General features: G+C 69.6%; 18 protein-coding genes. 8 read left to right on the top strand and 10 right to left on the bottom strand.

The window, feature by feature from the left end:
- The first annotated feature begins 49 nt into the window (after positions 1 to 49).
- From AB0E69_RS04380 to groL, 3 genes are all read left to right on the top strand, one after another.
- Entirely contained in the window at positions 50 to 1,117 is a 1,068-nt protein-coding gene (locus tag AB0E69_RS04380) for a zeta toxin family protein (RefSeq protein WP_360139317.1), read from the top strand.
- A 30-nt stretch (positions 1,118 to 1,147) separates the two neighbouring features.
- The gene (locus tag AB0E69_RS04385) at positions 1,148 to 1,480 is read left to right on the top strand and encodes an MmcQ/YjbR family DNA-binding protein (RefSeq protein WP_360139320.1); all 333 of its coding nucleotides are present in this window, start codon (positions 1,148 to 1,150) and stop codon (positions 1,478 to 1,480) included.
- 238 nt (positions 1,481 to 1,718) lie between these two features.
- Positions 1,719 to 3,344: a chaperonin GroEL gene (gene groL, locus AB0E69_RS04390; protein WP_360139323.1), complete on the top strand. Its 1,626-nt coding sequence runs from the start codon at positions 1,719 to 1,721 to the stop codon at positions 3,342 to 3,344.
- Positions 3,345 to 4,081: 737 nt separating this feature from the next.
- On the opposite strand, the gene AB0E69_RS04395 is transcribed toward groL, so the two are convergent.
- Positions 4,082 to 4,441, bottom strand: a complete 360-nt coding sequence (locus AB0E69_RS04395; protein ID WP_360139326.1) for a glycoside hydrolase family 6 protein — start codon at positions 4,439 to 4,441, stop codon at positions 4,082 to 4,084.
- 269 nt (positions 4,442 to 4,710) lie between these two features.
- On the opposite strand from AB0E69_RS04395, the gene AB0E69_RS04400 reads away from it, so the two are divergent.
- From AB0E69_RS04400 to AB0E69_RS04420, 5 genes are all read left to right on the top strand, one after another.
- Positions 4,711 to 5,646, top strand: coding sequence for a GNAT family N-acetyltransferase (locus tag AB0E69_RS04400; RefSeq protein WP_360139329.1), 936 nt, complete (start codon positions 4,711 to 4,713; stop codon positions 5,644 to 5,646).
- Positions 5,647 to 5,780: 134 nt separating this feature from the next.
- Positions 5,781 to 6,236 carry a hypothetical protein gene (locus AB0E69_RS04405; protein WP_360139332.1) on the top strand — a complete coding sequence of 152 codons (456 nt, stop codon included), beginning with the start codon at positions 5,781 to 5,783 and terminating at the stop codon, positions 6,234 to 6,236.
- Between the two features lie 71 nt (positions 6,237 to 6,307).
- Positions 6,308 to 8,146, top strand: a complete 1,839-nt coding sequence (locus AB0E69_RS04410) for a S9 family peptidase (protein ID WP_360139335.1) — start codon at positions 6,308 to 6,310, stop codon at positions 8,144 to 8,146.
- Between the two features lie 33 nt (positions 8,147 to 8,179).
- Positions 8,180 to 8,824: a Crp/Fnr family transcriptional regulator gene (locus AB0E69_RS04415; RefSeq protein WP_360139338.1), complete on the top strand. Its 645-nt coding sequence runs from the start codon at positions 8,180 to 8,182 to the stop codon at positions 8,822 to 8,824.
- On the top strand, positions 8,781 to 9,689 hold the full coding sequence (locus tag AB0E69_RS04420; protein ID WP_360139341.1) for an NADP-dependent oxidoreductase: 909 nt from the start codon (positions 8,781 to 8,783) through the stop codon (positions 9,687 to 9,689). The genes AB0E69_RS04415 and AB0E69_RS04420 overlap by 44 nt, the downstream gene beginning before the upstream one ends.
- Before the next feature lie 13 nt (positions 9,690 to 9,702).
- On the opposite strand, the gene AB0E69_RS04425 is transcribed toward AB0E69_RS04420, so the two are convergent.
- From AB0E69_RS04425 to AB0E69_RS04465, 9 genes are read right to left on the bottom strand one after another with little or no spacing between them, the layout of a single operon-like run.
- Positions 9,703 to 10,470, bottom strand: a complete 768-nt coding sequence (locus AB0E69_RS04425; protein WP_360139344.1) for an FHA domain-containing protein — start codon at positions 10,468 to 10,470, stop codon at positions 9,703 to 9,705.
- Positions 10,467 to 11,744: a VWA domain-containing protein gene (locus tag AB0E69_RS04430; RefSeq protein WP_360139347.1), complete on the bottom strand. Its 1,278-nt coding sequence runs from the start codon at positions 11,742 to 11,744 to the stop codon at positions 10,467 to 10,469. The genes AB0E69_RS04425 and AB0E69_RS04430 overlap by 4 nt, the downstream gene beginning before the upstream one ends.
- A gap of 30 nt (positions 11,745 to 11,774) precedes the next feature.
- Positions 11,775 to 12,845, bottom strand: coding sequence for a PP2C family serine/threonine-protein phosphatase (locus AB0E69_RS04435; protein WP_360139350.1), 1,071 nt, complete (start codon positions 12,843 to 12,845; stop codon positions 11,775 to 11,777).
- Complete coding sequence (locus AB0E69_RS04440) at positions 12,830 to 15,163, bottom strand: tetratricopeptide repeat protein (RefSeq protein ID WP_360139353.1); 2,334 nt, start codon at positions 15,161 to 15,163, stop codon at positions 12,830 to 12,832. The genes AB0E69_RS04435 and AB0E69_RS04440 overlap by 16 nt, the downstream gene beginning before the upstream one ends.
- On the bottom strand, positions 15,160 to 16,275 hold the full coding sequence (locus AB0E69_RS04445) for a hypothetical protein (protein WP_360139356.1): 1,116 nt from the start codon (positions 16,273 to 16,275) through the stop codon (positions 15,160 to 15,162). Before AB0E69_RS04445 ends, AB0E69_RS04440 begins: the two co-directional genes overlap by 4 nt.
- Positions 16,272 to 17,258, bottom strand: coding sequence for a glutamate ABC transporter substrate-binding protein (locus tag AB0E69_RS04450; RefSeq protein ID WP_360139359.1), 987 nt, complete (start codon positions 17,256 to 17,258; stop codon positions 16,272 to 16,274). The genes AB0E69_RS04445 and AB0E69_RS04450 overlap by 4 nt, the downstream gene beginning before the upstream one ends.
- A complete protein-coding gene (locus tag AB0E69_RS04455; protein WP_360139362.1) occupies positions 17,255 to 18,580 on the bottom strand; it encodes a hypothetical protein in 1,326 nt (441 codons plus the stop codon). The genes AB0E69_RS04450 and AB0E69_RS04455 overlap by 4 nt, the downstream gene beginning before the upstream one ends.
- Entirely contained in the window at positions 18,577 to 19,950 is a 1,374-nt protein-coding gene (locus tag AB0E69_RS04460; RefSeq protein ID WP_360139365.1) for an AAA family ATPase, read from the bottom strand. Before AB0E69_RS04460 ends, AB0E69_RS04455 begins: the two co-directional genes overlap by 4 nt.
- Positions 19,947 to 20,519 (bottom strand): hypothetical protein, encoded by a 573-nt coding sequence (locus AB0E69_RS04465; protein ID WP_360139368.1) that lies wholly within the window; start codon positions 20,517 to 20,519, stop codon positions 19,947 to 19,949. Before AB0E69_RS04465 ends, AB0E69_RS04460 begins: the two co-directional genes overlap by 4 nt.
- Positions 20,520 to 20,526 lie beyond the last annotated feature (7 nt).

Here is a 20,526-nt window from a genome sequence, read left to right on the forward strand (position 1 = left end):
GCGAACCGGCCGGGCCCTATTCTGCGAGTTCTGACCAGAGGAGGGGTGCTTGCCCGACAGGCGCATCGCGAGGCTGACCCGTGCCGAGCTCGAGCTCGCACACCGGACACGGCTGGCACAGCTGGTCCCAGCAAGGCTCCCGTCCCGGTCCGCGGGCCGCCGGCCGCGGCTGATCCTCATCGGTGGCCAGCAGGCGGTAGGCAAGACCCGGCTGCAGGACCGGCTCTTCCTGGTCCTCGACGACGGCAGCCTGGCCAGGTACGACGGCGACGACAACGCGCTGGTCCACCCGCGGTACGAGGCGCTGCTCCGGGCAGACCCGTTGGAGGGGCACTACCAGGCGATCGACGCCGTCCTGCACCCCGAGTTGCACCTCAAGTGCCTCGACCGCCTCCGCGCCGGTGACCACCAGTACGACGTACTGGCCAGCCAGCCACTCGCAGACGCAGACCGGGCCCGGCAGTGGGTCGGCGGCTTCACTGAACACGGCTACCGGGTCAGCGTGGTTTACATCGCCATGCACTGGGCCAACAGCACCCTCGGGCTCGCCCAGCGCTATCAGGACCCGGTCGACCAGCAGGGATTCGGTCGCTGGATCGACCTCTCCACCCATGACCAGTTCTACGAACTGATCCCGGTCACAGCACAGCTGCTCGAGGACGAAGGGCTGGTGGACGACCTGTATGTCGTCGATCGCGAGGGCAACGTGCTCTACGAGAACCATCGTCGGGACGGTCGGTTCGAGCGCTCCGGCGTCGGGGCGGCGATCGTCGACGGGCGTGCGCGTCCGCAGACGCAGGAGGAGTACGAGCACTTCTGGTACACGGCGGACCGCTTGCTGACCGGGCGGGACCCGGCAGACCTGATGAAACGCGAGGTACGGGGGGCCGTGCTGCATGCCATGGCTCGGCTCAAGGACCGCGGGATGCCGGTGGTCGGCTCGGCTGAGCGGCTGATGCGGATCGACGAATGTCTCCAGGCGGGCGACACCGCCTGGGACGCACGCAGGTTGGCGTCCAGTGGCCTGGTGGTCCCGCGCTCGGTCAGCAACGCAGCGGAGCCACCAGCCTCTGACGTGCCCCACCCGCCCAAGCCGGGCAGTGCTCTCGAGCGCTGAACTGTCGGTGGGGGTGGTTACCGTCGAGGGATGGACGCGCGGGCGGTGCTGAAGGTGGTGCAGGGGTTGCCGGGGGCGGAGGAGCACGAGGGGTGGGCCGGGCAGCCCGTCTTCAAGGTGCGGAAGAAGAGTTTCGCGTACATGTCCGAGGACGAGTCCCGCCTGCACCTGAAGTCCCTCCGTGAGGAACAGGAGGCCCTGGTCGCGGAGAGCCCCGACGTCTACGCCCCGTCCTGGGACGGCGGCCGGTTCGCCTGGGTCCTGGTCCACCTGGAGCCGGCCGACGACGAGGAGGTCCAGGAACTCATCACCGAAGCCTGGCGCCTGACAGCCCCGAAGTACCTGATCGCCCAGCTGGCCTGAGGCCGTGGCCGCGGTGCGGTCCGGGGGGCTGGCTTGCACTCGTTTGGGTCGAGTGCTAATACTTGGTTAGCACTCCGAGGGCGAGAGTGACAAGATTTCGTCCCGGTGTGCCGCACGAAAGACGGCCTCGATGAGGTGCCGAGCGCGGCGGGACATGAGCGTCGCGGCCGGTGCCGTCCGTCGCGGGCATCCTGGCCGGCTGGACCACCAAGACTCGACGCGGGAGGACTCGCGGAGAATGCCCAAGCTGATTGCTTTCGATGAAGAGGCGCGCCGCGGCCTCGAGCGGGGAATGAACACCCTCGCCGACGCCGTCAAGGTGACGCTCGGCCCGAAGGGCCGCAACGTCGTGCTGGAGAAGAAGTGGGGCGCCCCCACGATCACCAACGACGGTGTCTCCATCGCCAAGGAGATCGAGCTCGAGGACCCGTACGAGAAGATCGGGGCCGAGCTCGTCAAGGAAGTTGCCAAGAAGACCGACGACGTCGCGGGTGACGGTACGACGACCGCCACCGTGCTGGCCCAGGCGCTGGTGCGCGAGGGTCTGCGGAACGTTGCGGCCGGCGCCAACCCGATGAGCCTGAAGAAGGGCATCGAGAAGGCGACCGAGGCCATCAGCGAGCAGCTGCTGTCGCTGGCCAAGGACGTCACGACCCGGGAGCAGATCGCGTCGACGGCGTCGATCTCCGCCGCGGACACCCAGGTCGGCCAGATCATCGCCGAGGCGATGGACAAGGTCGGCAAGGAAGGCGTCATCACCGTCGAGGAGAGCAACACCTTCGGCCTCGAGCTCGAGCTCACCGAGGGTATGCGCTTCGACAAGGGTTACATCTCGCCGTACTTCGTGACCGACACCGAGCGGATGGAAGCGGTCCTCGACGACCCGTACATCCTCGTGGTGAACAGCAAGATCTCGAGCATCAAGGACCTCGTCCCGGTGCTGGAGAAGGTCATGCAGACCGGCAAGCCGCTGGCCATCATCGCCGAGGACATCGAGGGCGAGGCGCTGGCGACCCTGGTCGTGAACAAGATCAAGGGCACCTTCAAGGCCGTCGCCGTCAAGGCGCCGGGCTTCGGTGACCGCCGCAAGGCCATGCTGGTCGACATCGCCGTCCTCACCGGCGGCGAGGTGATCTCCGAGGAGGTCGGCCTCAAGCTCGACACCGTCGACCTGGAGCTGCTCGGCCAGGCCCGCAAGATCGTCGTCACCAAGGACGAGACGACCATCGTCGAGGGCTCGGGCGACGCGGACCAGATCGGCGGCCGGGTCAACCAGATCCGCGCCGAGATCGAGAAGTCGGACTCCGACTACGACCGCGAGAAGCTGCAGGAGCGCCTGGCCAAGCTGGCCGGCGGTGTTGCGGTGATCAAGGTCGGCGCGGCCACCGAGGTCGAGCTGAAGGAGCGCAAGCACCGCATCGAGGACGCCGTTCGCAACGCGAAGGCGGCCGTCGAGGAGGGCATCGTCGCCGGTGGTGGCGTCGCTCTTCTGCAGGCGTCCGTGGCGGCGTTCGAGAAGCTGGAGCTCGAGGGTGACGAGGCGACCGGTGCGCAGATCGTGCGTTCCGCCGTCGAGGCCCCGCTGAAGCAGATCGCCGTGAACGCCGGCCTCGAGGGCGGCGTCGTGGTGGAGAAGGTTCGCAACCTCGAGCCGGGTCACGGTCTGAACGCCGCGACCGGCGAGTACGTCGACCTGATCGCCACCGGCATCATCGACCCGGCCAAGGTGACGCGCTCGGCGCTGCAGAACGCAGCGTCCATCGCGGCCCTGTTCCTCACCACCGAGGCCGTCATCGCCGACAAGCCGGAGAAGGCAGCAGCCGCTCCGGGCGGCGCGCCCGACATGGGCGGCATGGACTTCTGATCCAGTAGTCCGACAGCACACGCAGTACCCACAGCAGGTCCCGGGCCCAGCCCGGGACCTGCTGTGCTTTATCCACCGGAAGGATCAGAAGGGTGGCGCAGAAATAAGGAAGAGAGATAAAGAGAGGACAAAGTAAGAGTTTGGAGTGGTGGCCGTGCGCGGATTGCCTGCGACATTTTCGCCGTGACGGGTATTGAAGGTCGCCGTGAGCGTCGAACCGCCATTTCACAGCGCTGGAAAGGTTTGATGCGCTCGTGCGGGTCGAGCAGACTTTCCTCTGCTGTCGCCAACAACGGAGGAGACTCATGTACAGCTCGAAACTTGCCCGGACGTGTACGCGCGCCGTCGTCGCCGTGGCTGCTCTGGCTCCGTCTCGGTCCTGTCGGTAGGAGCCGCGAATGCGAGCCCGATCAACGGCGAAGCCGCCAGGCTGGCAAAGGCAACGCCCGAATTCGAAACCTGCACCATCTACACAGACGGCTCGCGTATCTATTTCTTCAGTGTGAGCGGTGCCATATTGGGCACTGTAGGAAGTGGTCAGAAGATCAATCGGACCGGGTGGGACACGACGTGGACGTACGGAGTCCTCTGGGGCCGAACCGATGTGACCAAAGTCGGCACCCACTGGGTGTACTGCTAAATCCCTGGCCAGTATCTCAGTCTGTTGCTGCCGCCTGGGCGACCCGCGCAGGCGGCAGGAAAAGTCGTGTGGTGCGACGATGCCTCCCGCAATCCTCTCAGGTGCCGGTGATGAGGTGGTGGGCGAGCAGGGCGGAGAAGGTGCGGGGTGGGAGGTCCGGGGTGACGCCGCAGGCCCCGTCGGATTCGCCGGGGGTGTGGACCCAGAGGAAGAGGTCCGCAGGGGACGGGCCGGGCTGGGCGGGGGTGCCGACTTTGGCGCCGACCGGGTTACACGAGCTGCCGTCGGAGCCGTTGCCGTTGCGGCTGGTGTCGATGAGGTAGTGAAGACCGCCGCCTAACGCCTGGAGGAGCTCGGTCGCGCGGGTGGTGGACTCGGCGGTCGTGTAGTAGTTCGACGTGTTGACGGCGAAGCGGTCGTGTACGCCGTCACCGCAGGCTTCACGTCCCCGCTCCACGCGCCGAACCACCTCGCCATCGGCTGGTCGGCGACGCTCGCCTTCAACGCAGAGCCCCCCGGCTGTCGTCGTACGAAGGCGGCAGGCGACGAGTCCGAACCTCCAATCCATTGGACGATGACCCCGACCCGCACCTAGAGTCTGCGACGGCGAGAATGAACCGGAATGGAAGGAGCGACCGATGAGCACTCAGACTTGTTTCCCGGCGCGTCCGTTCCGCTCGCCCAGCTCGCACTGAGCGGAGAGCCGCGCCTCCTGCTGGAGGATTCGTGAACATCCGCACCGCCGCCGAGGCCGACCTCGGCACCCTTGCCGCTCTGATCGAGCAGCAGCAGTCCGTCAACATCGCGACCGTCGAGCGCTTCCACGACTACCTTGCCCGCGGCTACTTCCGCACCGACTGGATGTGGATCGCCGAGGAGGACGGCGAGATCCTCGCCGCGGCCGTCTGGTGGGGGATGCCCGCCGACGACCACCCGTACAGCATCGAGGGCCTCTACTACACCGGCGACGGGGACCCGGTGCCGGTCTGGACCGAGCTGATCAAGCACGTCGTCGCCATCCGGCCGGCCGGCGTCGAAAAGCCGGAGTACCACTTCTTCCTGGACAGCGACTGGCAGGACCAGCCGGAGGCGGTCGCGGGCCTCGAACCCCGCGCCAAGGCCGCCGAGGCGGCCGGGATGACCGAGCTCACCGACCGGCTTCGCTACGAGTGGAAGCCGGAGTACGGACTGCCGGCAAGGTCCACCCGGCTGCGCTTCGAACCGGCCGACGACGAGGCCTTCGTGGATGTGTTCATGCAGGTCAGCCAAGGCAGTCTGGACGCGCACACCGCTCGGGAGATCGCCCGGGTAGGCGCCGAGGCCGCGGCCCGCGAGGAGCTCGAGCTCTACAAGTCGATGCCGGGCGACCGCGGTTGGTGGCGGCTGGCGTACGACGACGCCGGCAAGCTGATCGGGTTCGCGATCCCGTCCGCCAACGCCGGCGGTCCGGTGGTCGGGTACCTCGGCGTCCTGCCGGAGCACCGCGGGCACCGGTACATCGACGACCTGCTGGCGGAGATCACGCACCTGTTCGCCGAGCAGGACGCGCAGCGGATCGCCGCCGACACCGACTTCGGCAACGTGCCGATGGCGAAGAGCTTCGAGCGCCAGGGTTACCGGAACTTCGCAGTCCGTCGCGTGCTGTCCTTCCCGGCCGTCTGACCAGTTCCCTCGGCACACCCGGAAGGCATCCGGAACGCATCGGAAAACGGGTGTGCCGAGGGGCAGACGAAGGACGATCGGGCCCCTATGCTCCCTGACATGTCAGACAGCTCCGGAGGGAGCCGGGGGCGGCGATGCGCGATATCGCTCTGATCCTGCACGTCCTGGCTGGGGTGCTGGCCGTGCTGTTCGGCCCGCTCGCGATCGTCCTCACGCTGCGCCGCCGCGGCCTGAACTGGGCCGGCGAGGTCTACCACTGGGCGATCGCACTGGTCTGCCTGACCGCGCTGGTGATGATCCCGTACGACTGGGGCCGGCTCTGGTACTTCTGGCCGATCACGATCGCGTCGTACCTGTTCGTGTACCTCGGCCAGCGCGCCGCCGAAGCACCCGGCGGCCTCTGGTACCGCGGCGTGCTGCGCGGGTACGGCGGCGGCTGGATCGCGCTCTGGACCGCCGTCGCGATCGTCAGCCTCCCGCACCAGCCCTGGGCCTGGGCGATCCCCATCGTCGTGGGCTCCACCATCATCGAATGGCTCTGCTTCCGGCCGTCCCGCAGCTGGACCCAGCAAGCCCAACCAAACAGCTGAAGTACCGGGAGACCCTTGGGCGGGGTTAGCCTCCGCGCGTGGATTACGACAGTTCTTTAATGCTGGGCCGGGTGACCGACCTGGCTCTTTCCCGAGACGGCTCGCGGCTGGTTGCGACGATCTCGCAGTACGACGACGAGTCCGGCAAGCTGGTGCCGTCTTTGTGGGAGCTGGACCCGACGGGTGCTGCTGAGGCGCGCCGGCTGACCCATTCGGCGGAGGGGGAGAGCAAGCCGGTCTTCCACGACGACGGCTCGCTGTACTTCGTCTCGAGCCGTGCCAACGACGACAAGGCCGCGCTCTGGCGGTTGCCTGCGGTTGGTGAGGCCGAGAAGGTGCTGAGCCGGCCCGGTGGCATCGACGCCGTACACACCGGCGGCAAGACCGTGGTGGTGACGACCTCGGTGATGCGTGGTGCGGCCGACGTCGAGGCCGACGTGAAGCTCCGGGAGGAGCGGAAGACCAGCGGCATTCTGCACACCGCATCACCGACCCGCATCTGGGATCACGAGCTCGGACCGGACGAGCTCCGGCTGCAGGTTGTCGACGGGATCGACCTCACGCCGGAGCCCGAGCACGCCCTCGAGGAGATGGAGTTCGCGGTCACGCCGGACGGGAGGACGGTGATCGCGACGTGGGCGGTCGCCAGGCCGGGCTGGCCGCAGGTGCAGCTGGTCGCGATCGACACGACCACCGGTGTACGGCGAGTGCTCGCCGACGACCCCACCGCGGGGTTCTACGACGTGGCCGTGTCCCACGACGGCCGGTACGTCGCCGCACGGCGTCACGTGGACCCGCAGCCCGACGTACCTCCGTCCGGCGCGCTGGTGGTGATCGACCTGGCCACCGGCGACCTTCGGGACCTGGTGAACGACCCAGACCTGTGGGTGTCCGAGCCGGCTGACATCCGGTTCGCCACCGACGACAGTGCGGTGTACTTCCTCGCCGACGACCACGGAGACCGGCCGATCATGTGTGTCGATCTGCAGACCGGTGAGCTGACGCGAGTCACGGACGACGGTTGCTACGCGAACCTGCAGCCAGCAGCTGATGCGATCAACGCAGTGCGGCACCGCGTCGACTCACCGCCCAGCCCGGTCCGGGTCGACCTCAGCACCGGTCAGGTCGTCCACCTGCTGCCGCAGACCACAGTGGGCAAGCTGGAGCGAGTTGGCGTCACCATGGCCGACGGTGTGCGGGTCGAGGGCTGGCTGCTGCTTCCAGACACCACGGAGCCGGCGCCGCTCGTCGTCAGCATCCACGGCGGCCCACACCTGAGCGCCGGCAGCTGGAACTGGCGATGGAACAACACGGTCTTCCTCGACGCCGGGTACGCCGTCCTGCAGCCGGACTACTCGCTGTCCGTCGGCTACGGCCGCGCGTTCATCGAGCGTGGCTGGGAGGGCTGGGGCGCCACCGCGTACGACGACCTGATGGCGATCACCGATGCGGTCGTGCAGCGTCCGGACATCGACGCCGACCGGACCGCAGCGGTCGGTGGCTCGTTCGGGGGCTACCTGGTCAACTGGATCGCCGGTCAGACCGACCGTTTCCGCTGCCTGGTCAGCCATGCCGGCATCTGGTCGTTCGTCAGCCAGAACTCGATCGCGGACTACCCCGGGTACTTCGGCCGCCAGTTCGGCTACCCCGAGGAGCGGCCGGAGCGGTACGCCGACCGCTCACCCGTCCGCGGCCTGGCGAACATCACCACGCCGATGCTGGTCGTCCACGGCAGCGCCGACCACCGCGTGCCGGTCGGGGAGGGACTCCACCTCTTCAACGACCTCCAGCGCAAGGGCGTCGAGTCCGCGTTCCTGTCCTTCCCGGACGAAGGCCACCACGTCCTCAAGCCGGCCAACTCCCGCCTGTGGCACACCGCCGTCCGGGACTGGCTGGCGAAGTACCTCTGAGGTCGCTGTGGGCGGCGGTGCGAGGATTGAGCGGTGACGGAGTTCGAGCGGTTCCTGCGGCAACTGCCGGACCAGGACGCGGAGCGCGGCCGGCAGGTGTTCAGGCGCCGGCGGGTGGATCGTGGCGAGCTGGTCGTGCGCGTCGGCGATCCACCCGATCGGGTCGCCTTCGTCGAGCAGGGACTGTTCCGGCTGTACGGGACCGACGACGCCGGCACCGAGCGGACGCTGGCGTTCCGGGCCGAGGGCGAGCTGGTCTGCGCGTACAGCGCGGCGCTGCGCCGGGAGCCTTCCAGGATTGCGATCGAGGCCCTCGAGCCATCGTGGCTGATGGTGGCGCAGCGGCCGGAGTACGACGCGATGGTCGCGGCGAACCCGGGCTGGCAGCAGCTGGTCGGACGGCTCACCGAGGCGCTGTACCTGGCGCTCGAACGCCGGCAGAGCGACTTGTTGCTCACCGACGCCGCGGACCGGTACACCAGGTTCGTCACCGAGCACCCGGCGCTCGCCGCGCGGCTCACGCAGCGGCAGATCGCGTCGTACGTCGGGGTGACACCCGAGGCGCTGAGCCGGATCCGGCGCCGATTGATCTCGATCAACGACGGTGCCACCGCGCCCGCCTACCGTGCTGGGCATGACGACAATGCGCGCAATGGCGACCGAGGTAGTCGGGCCTGAGGCAACTCTGCGGCCGCACAGCCTGCCGGTGCGGGAGCCTGATGCCGATGAGGTCCTGATCAAAGTGATGGCGGTGGCGGTCAACCCCGCCGACCTCGGCATGGTCGCCGGACGCTACCGCTGGTACGACGAGCTCCGACTGCCGCTCGTCCCCGGGTACGACGTGGCCGGCGTCGTGGAGGCGGGCGCTTGGCCGACCGGTACGGCGGTGATCGCCAGCACCGGCCACTCGCGGACCCAGGTCGGCGGGTACGCCGAGTACGTCACACTGCCCGCGTCGTACGTCGCTCCCGCACCGGCGAACCTGGATTGGACTCACGCCGCCACTCTGCCGCTCGCCGGTCTCACCGCCCACCAGGCGCTGGAGGCACTGGCCCTACAACCGGGCCAGTCCCTGCTCGTCAACAGCCCCCGCAGCGCGGTCGGCCGCTTCGCGATCCAACTGGCCCGCGCAGCCGGCCTCACCGTCATCGAAGCCGGCCGCGACGCCTTCGCCGGTGCCAAAGACGTGCAGGACGCCGGCGCCTCGGTCCTCGGGCCGGTAGATGGCGCGCTGGACGTGGTCGGTGGGGCACGGGCTCTCGCTGCCTTTGCGGCTGTGCGCGACGGAGGTTCCTATGTCACCACGGTCCCGGAGTTTTGGGTGCCTGGTGGCCAGTTCACCGCGGCTCGCGGGATCACGCCGCAGCTCGTTCGGGCCGAGCCCAGTGGTGCCCGGCTGAGCATCCTCAGCCGGGCAGCCGCGGCCGGCGAGCTGACCACTGCGGTGGCCAAGACGTTCCCGCTCACCGATGCGCAGCAGGCGCTCGACCTGCTGGCTACGGGTGGAGCCGGCGGCAAGCTTGTCCTGCTCCCGCACGCCTGACAGACGTGCCGGCTCAAGCCTGTCCGGCCTGCTCCTCGGGCGTTGCCTTGCGGACGACCAAGCGGGTCCAGGCTCCGACGTAGATGCGGTCGTCCGGGTTCAGCTCTTGGCGCTGGCCGGGGACGATCGGGTCTTCGGGGAGCGGGCCGGCCGCGTTCGCGACGTACGTGCCGTTGGAGGACTGCAGGTCCTCGACCCACCAGCGCTGGCCGTCCGTGGTCAGCTGGGCCTGGCGGCGGCTGACGCCGGTGTCGTCGCCGCAGTCGACCTCCGGGGAGATGCCGCGGCTGCGGGACGGCCGGCCGATCAGCACGCTCTTCTCGACCAGCGGGATGACGGCCGGGAGTCCCGGTGACGGACACGGGTCGTCGCTCTGCTGTACGGCGTACCAGTCGGGGTCGACCCAGCGCTCGACCACCCACTCGGCGATCGCCGCCGGAGGTGGCGGGACCGGGGTGCCGGGCAGGTCGAGCGCCGAGGCAGCGCGCGGCATGGTGCCGGTCGTGAAGTCGTAGCCGCAGTTCTCGCAGAAGAGGGCGTCGACCGACGCCGCATCCTGGCAGTTGGGACAGATCTGACCGCCGGGCGCGGGTACAGCGGCGTCCGGCGCGCCGGGTGTTGGGCCATCCGGTGTGCCCGGAGTGGCCGGGCCTGGGGCCGGTACGCCCGGGGCCGGAACCGCCGCGCCCGCGGGGGTCGCGGCGGCGCCGATCGGGAGGCCGCAGACGTCGCAGTAGTCGGTCGAGGTGGACGGGTGCCCACTCGGACAGTTGACGGTCATTTCTTCACCCGGGTGGTCTTTGTGGAGGCCGTGTCCAGCGCCATCTCGTCGGCCTTTTCGACCGTGCGCTTGAGTCGCACCGTACCCGTTTCCTGGTCGTCGATCTCCACGACCTTCCGCAGCCGGGTGGTCGCCTCCTCGTTGCCGGTCTGGGCAGCGAGCTGGACCGCGCGGCCGAGCTTGGTGGTCGCGGTCGCGGTGTCGCCGGCGGCCTTGGCGGCCAGACCGTCCTGGATCGCCTGCGCCAGCTCGGTCTGGCCGGTGTAGTGCGCGACCTCCGGGCTGATCCGTGTGGTCAGCGCCTCGTCGGCCGACCAGAGCGCCTTGACCAGACCCTGGGCGACCACGTTGTCGCCGATCACCAGCTGCACGCGCGCGGCCAGCTGCTCCTGGCCGACGCCCTTCGCGGCCAGTCGAATCGCCACGTGGTAGTCACGGGACTCGTCGCCCCACGAGCCGGTCGGGTACGAGCCGGTCAGCGGGTTGATCGCCGCGCGGCGGGACGTCAGGTCCTCGACCGTCGGCGCGACCTGCCGGACGAACAGCACCTCGGCACCCTGCGGCGCCCAGACCCGCAGATCGGCCTGGGCGACGCCCCGGCTCATCGCGTTCTGGATCAGCTTGGAGAACTCGGCGGCCAGCTGGTCCGGCGCCGGGATGATGTCGACGGTACCGAGCAGCGCCTGCGCGATCCGCCGTACCTCGTCGACCTGCCAGGCGACGCCGACACCGCGGGTGTCGCACTGGAACTGACCCGTCACCGAGGTGATCGCCTGGGTCAGCGCCTCCGGCGTCTCGTGCTGGTTCTCGCCGTCGGTGAGCAGGATCGCGTGCTTCTGCGACAGCGACGGGACGGTCGCGAACACGCGTCCGGCCAGCCGCAGCCAGGTGCCCATCGCCGTACCGCCGTCGGCGTAGAAGCGGGCGACGGCGTCCTTGGCGGCCTGCCGGGTGTACGGGTCCATCTTGACCATCACCGGCTCGGCCGACGGCGGGAACGCGAGCTGGGCCCGGTCGTTGCCGGAGATGACCGCGAACCAGACCCCGTCGAGGATCTGGTCGAGCGCGGTCTGCGCCGCGAACGCGGCGGCCCGGACGCCGTCCTTGCCCATCGAGCCGGAGGTGTCGACGATGATGATCTCGCCCGCGTCACCGCTGCCGGACTGCCCGGCGGCACCGGCCCCGGTGCAGTTCACCGTGACGATGGCGTGCACGTCGGTCCCGCCGTCCGGCAGGAACTCGTTCTGGTAGACGGTGGCGGTGAAGTCGGCCATCTCTGGTCCTCTTCTCAGATAGGCGCAGTCTCAGATGCGCGCGAGAGCTACGGTGATGTTGTCCTGGCCGCCCTGGGCGTTGGCCCAGTCGACCAGGGCGGACGCGGTGGCCTTCGGCTCGCCACCACAGCCCGCTGCGGTCTGACGTACGAGGTCGGCCAGCGGTGCCGCCTCGGAGCAGTAGTTCCACAGGCCGTCCGAGCAGACCAGCAGCCAGCCCGGGCCGGTGACGCGGAGGGTGGTCGTCCGCGGGGTGTGGTCCGGTGCGTCCTTGCCGAGCCACCGGGTGATCGCGTGCGCGTGCGGGCCGGACTCGGCCTCCGCGCGGGAGATCCCGGTCGCGATCAGCTCGGCCGCCCATGAGTCGTCGACCGTCAGCGGGACGGCCTCCTCGTTGTCGGGTAACCAGTACGCGCGGCTGTCGCCGACGTTGCCGGCCACCAGCAGCCCGTCCTCCAGGACCGCGGCGACAAACGTGCACGAGGCCGGGTTCGGACTGTCAGGGCTCGTGCTGTCCAGTACGGCGTCGTTCGCGGCGTCGGCCGCCGCCTTCAGCCGGTTGGCGACCGCGGCGCTGTGTGACGACTCGGTGCCGAGGCCCTGGGCGTGACCGGCCGACAGCACCTGGCACGCAGCCCGAGCGGCCGCAAGCGACGCGACGTCGGAGTCGAGTGACGAGCTGACGCCGTCGCAGACGACCAGGAGCGCCCTGCTGCCCGGCTCCGCCTCAGCGGCGATCGCCATGGCGTCTTCGTTGCGGCTGTGCCGGATACCGCGGTCGCAGACCCCAGCGACCCACGGTGCGGGCTGCTCCTCGAAGTGGTCGCGCGGTTTGGCGGCCTTGGCGCCACAGGTGTCGCAGTACCCCTCTGGGCCGATCGTGCCGCCGCAGGACTGGCAGGGACCGGCCTGGTCCATTGCAGCCGCAGCGATCTCCACTGTCGGCTCGGTGTCGGTGTCCAAGGCGGGCGTGCTGGGGTTGGTGGAGTTGCCAGGGCTCAGCTCGGCGCCGCAGGCCTCGCAGAAGCGGTCGGCCTCGGACACCGGCCCACCACAGCTGGGGCAGACCGTCTCGGTCGTACTCGTCATCGCAACGTCCATCCTCGAACCTCGTTGGCCTGGTCGACCAGGGCGATCCGCTCCGGCCGGGTCGCGGCCTGGTCGGCGAGCAGCCGATAGGTGGCCTCGAGCCCGTCCCGCAGGGCCGGCTCGGTCGCTGCCCGCCCGTCGATCCGGAGCGTTTCCTGCGGACCGGACCGCTGAACCTCCGCCAGCGCTGTCCGGAACACGTCCGCGGCCAGGTTGGCCCGGTCGACCGGGTCGATGGTCAGGGTCTCGATACTGTCCATCGCCTGGGCGAGCGCGGGGAGGCCACGCCCCGATCCTGCCAGGAGTCCGGCTCGCTGGCGACGAGCCCGCACGTACGCGCCGCTGGTCCGCGGGACCAGGTCGAGCGCGTCGAGCGCTCCGTCGAGGTCTTTCCGCGCGGTCCGGATCGCCGCCAGGCCGAATGCGGAGGGGGCGATGTAGTTGGCGTCGGTCCGGGCACAGGTCAGGTAGAGGCCCTCGGCAACGTCGTACTCGCCGCTCTGCTCACAGGCGATCGCCAGGGCCAGCTTCGGGCCCAGCTCGCCCGGCACCTGGCCGTAGACGGCGTTGAACGCGGACTGCGCGCCCTTCGAGTCGCCGCGAGCGAGCGCGACCAGTCCGGCCATCCAGACCGCGCGCCACTCCCACGGGTCGTCGTTGAGCAGGTCGGACACCGCGGTGTCAACCATGTCGTACCGCTCCGGGCCGACCTCCAGCGCGGCCTCCGCGATCTCCAGGAGCGTCTGCGGCGACTGCTCGGGCGCGTCGACGAGCAGCTCGATCCGCTTGGCCGCGTCCGGCACGCTGACCGTCTTCAGCCAGCCCGCCATCTTGTCGCCGTCGTCTGCTGCCAGCGACGGCAGCTGCTGCCACGGAGCGGCCGCGTCCCCCAGTCCGACCGACTTGTCGCCCGGAGTACCGAACAGCAACGACGAGGCCGAGTGCTGGGCTGCCTTGACGCCCTGCTTGTCGGCGACGATCTCCCGCAGTACGCCGAGCAGCTGCACGCGGAACTCATCCGCCGACTGGAACCGGTCGGCCGGGTCCGGCGCGCATGCCTTGGCCAGCAGGCGGTACACCGAGTCGTACTTCTGGAACAGCGGTACCTCGCCCACCGGCGGCAGCGAGGCGACGTACTTCGACTGGTACCCGCGGAACTCCATCGCGAGCACGCACAGCGTCCGGCCGAGCGTGTAGATGTCGGAGGCCACCGACGGGCCGACCTCGGCCACCTCGGGGGCCTGGAACCCGACCGTGCCGTAGATCGCCGAGTCCAGGTCGTCGATCCGGCGGACGCCGCCGAGGTCGATCAGCTTGACCGCGTCGCCGACCTGGATGATGTTGTCCGGCTTGAAGTCGCAGTACACCAGACCGAGGTCGTGCAGGTACGAGAACGCGGGCAGGATCTCCAGCAGGTACGCGATCGCCTGGTCGATCGGCAGCGCGTTGTACTGGCCGTGGTTGTCCGCCATCCGCTGCTTGAGCAGCGTCTTCAGCGAGGTGCCGCCGACGTACTCCATCACGATGTAGCCGGCGCCGTCGTGGGTGACAAAGTTGTAGATCTCGACGATCAGCGGGTGCTCGACGCGGGCCAGGAACTGCTGCTCGGCGATCGCGGCGGCGACCGCGTCCGGGTCCTCGGAGTTCAGCAGGCCCTTGAGGACGACCCAGCGGTCGGACACGTTCTGGTCCTGGGCCAGGTAGATCCAGCCGAAACCACCGTGTGCCAGGCAACCGCGGACCAGGTACTGCCCGCCGACCAGGTCACCGGCCTGCAGCTTCGGCGAGAACGAGAACCGGTTGCGGCACTTCGGGCAGAAGCCTTCCATCCGGCCGGGCTGTCCGTTCCGGGAGCGGCCGACCGGGTTGCCGCAGCTGGGGCAGTTCCGGCGGTCCTCCGGGACCATCGGGTTGGCCAGGATCGCCTTGCTCGCGTCGATCGCGGGGATCGACGGGACGTGGGTCAGACCGGCGCCGAGCCGCGCACCACGCAGGCGGGTGGACGACGTACCGAGCTTGCGGGTCAGCTTCGAACCGGCGGCGCCGGCGCGGGCCGAGCCGAGCGGCGTGGAGGCCAGCCGGTTGGACGCGCGGGAGACGGTCGACGGGGTGCTGATCGGGTCGGGGTCATGGCTCGCCGAGCTGGTGGTGCCGGCGGGGGAGCCGCAGACGTCGCAGTACCCGTCGACGTAGGTGCCGGTGCAGCCGGGCTGGGTGCAGGCGCCGGTCGCCGTGGCTGCTGGTGCCGCCGCGGTCTCCGGGGAGCCGCACACGTCGCAGTACCCGTCCACATAGGTGCCCGTGCAGCCGGGCTGGGTGCAGGTCGTCATTTCGCCCCTTCCAGGTAAGCCTGGTACGCCGCGACCAGCGAACCGAGCCGCAGCAGGTCCACCGGTTCCGCCTCGAGCGTGGCGTGTCCCCGGCGGTACAGCTCCGCGAGATCTTCGTTGCCTGCGGCAATCGTTGCCGCCTTCACCTGGTACGCGTCGAGCAGAGCGGACAGCTCGTCCCGGCGCGCCAGCGCGGCGCCGTACGCCGCCTGCGCCTGACCGAGCGCCCGCCGTACGGCGTCCAGCCGGGTCAGGTAGTGCGCCAGCTCCGCCGGCGTGTTCGGCACCGGTCCGAGCGCGGTCACATCGGGTACGGCGAGACGCGGCGCCGGCGACACGGCCGCGACCGTCTTGTCGGCCAGTGCGCGGACCGCCGTACCTTGCGCCTCGAGCTCGCCGCGCAGGGACCGGGCCCGGGCCACGTCGGCGGCGCGTTCCTTGCGGGTGGCGGCGCCGACGATCAGGTCGCGTTCGGCGTTCGCCGCGTCCTGCTCGAGCGGGCCGATCAGGCCGCCGATGTCCGCGCCGCGTTTGTTGCGGTCGGCAAGGTCGGTGAGCCGCCGGTCCAGGTCGTGGTGCTCGGCCAGCGCCTTGTTGCGGGCGTTGGCCGGCTCTTGCTTGACCAGGTCGCTGATCCGCTCGACCTGCGCTCGGAGCTGTCGCAGCCGGGCGACGAGGTCGGCGTCGTCGGGGTCGATCGCGAGCTTGGCGCGCAGGCTGGACGCCAGCGCGTCCGACAGCTTGCATGCCTCAGGCAACGATACCGCGAGCGAGCCACCAGCGCCGCCGGTGTTCAGGCCACCCCAGATCAGGCTGGAGATCCGCTCGGTCTCCTGCTGGCCGACCCGCCCGGAGTCCCAGGTGACCAGGATCAGTTCGTAGCGATCCGAGACGGCCTTCCAAACTGCCATGCAGAGCACGACGTCCGCGCTCAGCTCGTCCGCGTCGGGGGAGTGCAGGGCAGCCTGGTCCAGCTCGTCGAGCTCCGCCTTCCGCCGATCCCGCCACTCGCCGAGCAGGTTGAGGAAGGAGAGCAGCTCCGTCGCCGGAACGCTGCTCCCCATCTTCCCCGGCGGCGGCGGTGCCGAGACGGTCGGCGTACGAACGGTCATTTGCGGCCGTACTGCGGAGTCGGTGGGGTCGCCGGCCCGAGGTCAGGCTGGAGCCATTTGCCGTAGGAGACCTGCCACGCCGACGGTCCACCACCGGGGGCGGGGGCCTTCATCTGCGCGAGCACCCCGTTGACGAACTTCACGAAGTCGATGTTGTCCTGGTTGATGCCGAGACCGTACGGCTCCTCGCTGATCCGCTCCGTGATCACCTTGGCGTACGGGTCCTGCGCGGCGTCGCCGGCCAGCACGGTGTCGTCGCCGCTGATCCCGTCCGCCTTCCCCTGCTGGAAGAGCACCAGGCACCCGGTGTCGCTGTCGGCGGTGACCGTCTTGATCGCCGGGTTCTTCTTCTTGAGGTTGTCCAGGCTGGTCGATCCGGCCGGTGCGCAGACCGTCTTGCCGGACATCTGCGCGAGACTCGTGTACTTCGGCGTGGAGTCCGGCTGGCGCTGGACGAGCGTCTTCTGGCCCGAGTGGTAGTACTCGGCGGAGAACGCGATCTTCTGCCAGCGAGCACAGTTGATGGTCATGTTCCGGGCGACGATGTCGACCGAGTTGTTCTGCAGCGACGGGATCCGGGCCGGGCTGGAGATCACCCGCAGTTCGAGGTGCCCCTTCCAGGTGCCGAAGATCGCGGTCGCGACGGCCTTGACCATGTCGATGTCGAAGCCTTCGATCGCGCCGGTCAGCGGGTTCCGCGCACCGAGGTGCAGGCTGTCCGCGGAGACACCGGCGATCAGCCGGCCGCGCTGGACAATCGTCGCCATACCCGCCGGCATCGCGCCGCCCGGCGCGGGGAGTGGGTTGAGCGGCGCATAGGACTGCAGGGCGGTCGACTCGTCGCACTGCGCGGGGGCAGCCGGGGCCGCCGAGGACTGGGCCGGCTGGGGCGCGGCCGGGAGTTGCGTGGCGGCGTAGTTGCCGGAACCGCAGGCGGTGAGGAGAAGCGCGGCGGCTACGACCGCGGGAACGAGCTTCTTCATCGGTACTCCTCCAGACGCTGGGAGAAGCCCCAGGCGACGAGCAGGGCGGCCACGATGCCGAGCGGGATACCGAGCCAGCCGATCGGCGGCAGCCCGTCGCGGGCGTCCTGGAGCTTGGTCTGGACGGCGCCGCTCGTGTCGTTCAGCTGCTGGCTCGATGCCTGGTCGAACTGGTCGAAGGCCGCGACCGAGCTGGAGGTCTGGTTGGCGCCGACCGCCATCGCGACCGCGCTGTCCCAGTCGCCCTTCTTCGCATCGGCGTCGCGCACCTTGGCATGCACCGCTTCGTAGTTGGCCCAGGCGTTGTGCAGTGCGAGGTCGGTCGTGCCGAGCTTGCCGAGCTGGTTGTCGACCTCTTGTGCCGCCTTGGTGTACGCCTGGTCGAACGCGTCGCCCGAGCCGCGCGCGATCAGCGTCAGGCTCTCGTTCGAGCGGGCGTCGTACGCCGCGATCCGGGCCCGGGACAGCGCGAGTGTCCGGTCGTACTCGAAGCCGCGCGTGTCGTTCGCGCTACCGGAGGCGGACGACAGCGCGACGCCGCCGACGATTGTGGTCAGCAGGACCAGCGCAGCCCCGGCCGCGATCGGCAGGTTCAGATAGCGGTGGGTGCGTCTGGCCAGCCAGCGAAGGGTGAAGACGAGCACGACCAGTGCGAGCAGGCCGCCGACCAGCACCCAGATCGTGCCGTACTTGATGCCGTCGAACTCGGTGTCGACGCGGGACTCGTTCGCCTGCACCAGCTTCGTGACCAACGGCAGCGAGTCGTCCTGGAGAACAGAGTTCGCGTCTTTCAGGTACTGCGAGCCGATCGGGAGGCCCTGGCGGTTGTTGGCGCGGGCCTGCTCGATGAGGCCGCTGTACGTGATCAGGGTCTTGTTGAGTGCACCGAGCGCGTCGCGGTCTGCGGGCTGCGCGGTGCTGGCCTCGGCGATCAGGCCTGCCGCTGCGGCCATCGAGTCGACGAAGTGCTGGCGTTCCTGCGGTGGCTCCAGGCCGCCGACGAGGAAGGCGTTGGTGGCGTCGGCGTTCGCGCTGACCAGGTTGGTGTGGATCGCCTGGATGCGGACGAGCTGGGCGGCGTTGGCCTGGGCGCGGTTCAGGGAGCCGTCGGACTGCTGGAAGCCCTGGGCCGCAGCGACGCCGAAGACCACGCTCAGTGCGGCGCCGAGGATCAGGAAGGCGCGCATCCGGCCGGGCGTGCCTTCGAACCAGCCGGCGATCGCGTTCCGGCGGCTCTGGGCCGGCGGCGCGGGTTGCGTCGTACCGACGGGTGCGGCCGGGGGCGACCAGGTTGCTGGGGGCGCACTCTGGGTTTGGGTCACGCCTCTCCTCCTTGCTCGGACCGGTCCTCGGGCGCACCCTCAGCTTCGGACTGTTCTGGGTCTTCTGAGTGTTCTGGTTCTTCTGGTTCGTCGTCGAGGTCGGTGGCGAGGATCTGACGCAGTTGGTCGGTGGTCGGTGCCGTGACGTCGCGGAGCCGCCAGGCGTGCCGGCCGATGGCGGCCTCGAGCACGTTGCGGGCGAACCGGCCGTTGCCGAACGAGCTGTTCCGCGGCGTCGCCGTGAGGATCTCCTGGAAGCGGTCCATCGCCTCCGGGACCAGCTCGTAGTCGGCGGCCGCGGCGAGGCCGGTGAGGATGTCGGTGAGCTCGTCGTCGGTGTAGTTCTCGAACTCGATCGTGGTCCGGAACCGACTGGCCAGGCCCGGGTTCGCGGCGATGAAGTCCGCCATCGGCGCAGGGTATCCGGCGACGATCACGACCAGGTCGTCGCGCCGGTCCTCCATCTCCTTCACCAGCGTGTCCACGGCTTCCCGCCCGTACTGGTCGGCGCCGTTGTCACCCGCGGTCAGGCTGTAGGCCTCGTCGATGAACAGCACGCCACCGGCCGCCGACGCCACCACCTCAGCGGTCTTGGTCGCCGTCTGCCCGAGGTACCCAGCCACCAGCTCCGACCGGTCCACCTCGACCAGCTGCCCCTTGGACAGCAACCCGAGCGCCTTGTAGATCCCGCTCACCAACCGAGCCACGGTCGTCTTGCCAGTGCCGGGGTTGCCCACGAACACCAGGTGCCGAGTAATGGTCGGGCTCTTCAACCCCGCCTCACTCCGCAGCTTCTCCACCCGCAGTACTGCGACCTGCCGGTGCACCTCCCGCTTGACCCGACTCAACCCGGTCAACTCATCCAGCTCGGCCAGCAACTCCTCAACCGACTTCTCTGGCTCTGGCTCGGGCTGGGGTGCGGACTCAACTGCCGGCTCAGCAGGTTGAGGGGTTGGCGTCGTTGGAAGCGGACGAGCGCCGGCCGCCTGCAGTTGTGCGGCGGCTGCCACGGATGCGTTTCCTACGACCCGCATGGTCGGCTCGCCCAGCGTGCAGGCGGCGGATGCGACCTCGGCGAGTGCTTCGGCATACGCGCCCTTCTCGCTCGAGCCAGCTGCTACCAGCTCGGTCAGGACGCCAGTAGGAGCGCCCCGCCAGCGACGACCGCGGACGGCGGCGTCGAAGAAGTCCTGCGTCGTTGCGCCCTTGACTGCCTCCGACCAAGCGGCCGGTGCGCCCGGTGCGGACTCAGCCAGTGCAGCGGCAAGGGACAGCGCCTCCGTACGGGCCCTGTCCTCGGCTACCCCAGCACGCGAGGCGACCGCTGCGAGCGCAGCCAGTGCTTCTTCGAGGCCCCCCGTGCCGCTCATGACCCTCCTCGGCCTGGTGGTGGTTGCAGCGGGCCGGTGTCCGGTGGTGGCGTGGACTCGGTCGGACCGAGCGCCAGACCCCCACCGGTGGATCCGGTGCCGAACTTCTCCTGCAGGAACCGCCCGTGCGCGATCAGCGCCGCCGCGTCCGCCCGGTTCACCGCGTCGAAGACCTTGTCCATCGTCGCGGCCAAGAGGTCCAACTGATCGATCAGGATCATCAGCGACGTCTTGCCCCGGTCCACCGGACGCGTGTCCGCCCACTGCCGCGGCAGCCGCAGGTACCCGCCGATCGCCTCCGGCAAGTAGTCCGTCGCCGTAGCCATCACGGAGTACGCCTGCAGGCTGCCGGCCACGTTCCCGAGCCGCGGGATCGTCTCCCGGACCACCCGCACGACCCGTCCGACCCGCGACGCGACGACAGCCGGTACGGCGCCCTCCGCGACCAGCTGCTCGACGCGGACGAGCGCGGCGAGCAGGTCCTCGTTCGTCGGTGCTCGGGGGATCGGGGCAGGCTCGGGCTCCTCCTTGCGACCGGTCAGCCGCGCGAAGAAGTCACCGAGCGCCATGCAGTAC

This window comes from Kribbella sp. NPDC026611, from assembly GCF_040638345.1.
In the GTDB taxonomy this organism is placed as follows: Bacteria; Actinomycetota; Actinomycetes; order Propionibacteriales; family Kribbellaceae; genus Kribbella.